The following is a 2,423-nucleotide window of genomic DNA, read 5'->3' on the forward strand; positions in this document are numbered from 1 at the left end:
AGAAGGCGATGCCGACGCGTTCGCCGACGGGGAGGGAGGTGAGGACCTTGCTCACTTACTGGTCATCCTTTGCAGTCTGATGATTGGCGAACTCGAGGAAACGGCGCGCGAGGGTGTCGCCGCCGGATGGATCTCTGCTGATGACGAGGACGGTGTCGTCCCCGGCGATGGTGCCGAGCACGTCTCCCAGGTCGGCCTTGTCGAAGGCGCTGGCCAGGAACTGGGCCGCGCCCGGAGGGGTGCGGAGCACGACGAGGTTGGCGCTCGCGTCGACGCTCACCAGCAGCTCGGCGCACAGGCGCGCAAGCCGTTCGCGGGCGCCGGCCGACTCGCGGGGGCCCGTCGGGCTGCGGTCTCCGCCCTCGGCGGGGACGGCGTAGACCAGCACCCCTTCGGGGCTGCGCACCTTGACGGCGTCGAGCTCGACGAGGTCACGGCTGAGCGTGGCCTGGGTGACGTGGACGTCGTGCTGCGCGAGCATCTCGGCCAGCTCGGTCTGCGAGCGGACGGCGTGCGTGGAGACGAGGTCGATGATCCGCTGGTGGCGGGCGTTCTTCGTCATCGGGCTGACGGCTGAGCTGCTCATCCGGCCACCTCGCTGTGCGACAGCAGCCAGGCCAGGACGGCCTTCTGCGCGTGCCGACGGTTCTCGGCCTCGTCCCACACCGCACTCTGCGGGCCGTCGATCACCTCGGCGGTGATCTCCTTGCCGCGGTAGGCCGGCAGGCAGTGCAGCACGATGGCGTCGGGTGCCGCCCTGCCGAGCAGCTCGCTGGTGACGGCGTACGGCGCGAAGAGCTGCTGCCGGTCGGCGGCCTCCTCCTCGCGACCCATCGAGACCCACGTGTCGGTGACCACGACCTGGGCATCGGCCACGACGCCGACCGGATCGTTGGCGATGACGACGCTGCCGCCGGTCACCGCGGCGATCGCCCGTGCTCGTTCGACAACCTCGGCCGCAGGTTCGAAGCCAGCGGGCGAGGCGACCGCGACGTGCAGGCCGGCCGTCGCGCCGGCGAGCACCCACGAGTTGCCCATGTTGCAGGCGCCGTCGCCGACGAAGGCGACCCGGGTGCCGGCCAGCGCGCCGAAGCGCTCCTGGACTGTCATCAGGTCGGCCAGCAGCTGGCACGGGTGGAAGTCGTCGGTCAGTGCGTTGATGACGGGTACGCCGGCGTAGTCGGCCATGGTCGCGAGGTCCGCCTGGTCGGCGGTGCGCCAGACGATGGCGGACGCCTGTCGGCCGAGCACCCGCGCGACGTCCTCGACGGACTCACGCGAGCCCATCGCGGCGAGTCCCCCGTCGACGGTCATCGGGTTGCCGCCGAGCTCGGAGATCCCGGCGGTGAAGGACACCTGCGTACGCAGCGTCGGACGGTCGAAGACCAGGGCCACTGTCTTGGGACCGGCGAGCGGCTTGCCGATGATCGAGCCGTAGGGGTCGTTCTTCATCTCGGCGGCCAGCGCGAGCACCTCGGCCTGCTCCGCGGGTGTCAGGTCGTCGTCAGCCAGGAGGTGACGGGTCACGACGGCACCTCGCTCGCGTCCAGGATCGCCGGCCACGCCTCGATCAGGCTCTGGGCGTCGGCCTCGGTGAGGACGAGCGGCGGGACCAGGCGGATCGTGCTGGGACCGGTGGCGTTGAGGAGGAACCCGTGGGCCATCGCCGCGGCCACGACCTGCGGCGCGTCCACGGTGAGCTCGAGGCCGATGAGCAGCCCAGCGCCGCGGGCCTCGCAGACGCGGGAGTCCTCTCCCAGCCCGTCACGCAAGGTCTTGCCGAGTCCGGTGGCGTGGTCGAGGAGGTGGTCCTTCTCGATCGTGTCGAGGACGGCCAGCGCGGCAGCGCAGGCCACCGGGTTGCCGCCGAAGGTCGTGCCGTGGTTGCCGGGCTCGAGCAGCGCACCCGCGGCTCCGAGCCCGACGGTGGCGCCGATGGGGATCCCGCCGCCGAGCCCCTTCGCCACGGTGACGATGTCGGGCGTGATGCCCTGAGCGCTCGGCAGCTGGTGGGCGAACCAGGCACCGGTCCGGCCGATGCCCGTCTGGACCTCGTCCAGCCACAGCAGGGCGCCGTGGTCGTCACAGATCTGGCGAGCAGCGGCGAGGTAGCCCTCGCCGGGCACCCGGACGCCGGCTTCGCCCTGGATCGGTTCCAGGACGACGGCCGCCGTCTCGTCGGTCACGGCGGCGGAGAGCGCGGCGACGTCGCCGTACGCGACGAAGGTGACGTTGCCCGGGAGCGGCTCGAACGGCGCCCGGTAGGCAGCCTTGGAGGTGAGGGCGAGCGCGCCCATGGTGCGGCCGTGGAAGGCGCCCTCAGTGGCGACGAGGTGGGTCCGGCCGGTGCGCCGGGTGAGCTTGAACGCGGCCTCGTTGGCCTCGGTGCCGGAGTTGGTGAAGAAGACCCGCCCCGGTGCCCC

3 protein-coding genes are annotated in these 2,423 nt (G+C 71.9%); all 3 read right to left on the reverse strand.

Features of this window, described 5'->3' with window-relative positions; genetic code table 11:
- Positions 1-55: 55 nt before the first annotated feature.
- Complete coding sequence (locus RMO85_RS13725; protein ID WP_310529287.1) at positions 56-586, reverse strand: arginine repressor; 531 nt, start codon at positions 584-586, stop codon at positions 56-58.
- Complete coding sequence (gene argF / locus RMO85_RS13730) at positions 583-1,527, reverse strand: ornithine carbamoyltransferase (protein ID WP_310529288.1); 945 nt, start codon at positions 1,525-1,527, stop codon at positions 583-585. The genes RMO85_RS13725 and argF overlap by 4 nt, the downstream gene beginning before the upstream one ends.
- Positions 1,524-2,423 (reverse strand): aminotransferase class III-fold pyridoxal phosphate-dependent enzyme (locus RMO85_RS13735; RefSeq protein ID WP_310529289.1); only part of this gene is annotated, 900 nt, incomplete at its 5' end. The genes RMO85_RS13735 and argF, both read right to left, overlap by 4 nt.

Origin of the sequence: Nocardioides sp. (genome assembly GCF_031422975.1) — a bacterium.
In the GTDB taxonomy this organism is placed as follows: Bacteria; Actinomycetota; Actinomycetes; order Propionibacteriales; family Nocardioidaceae; genus Nocardioides.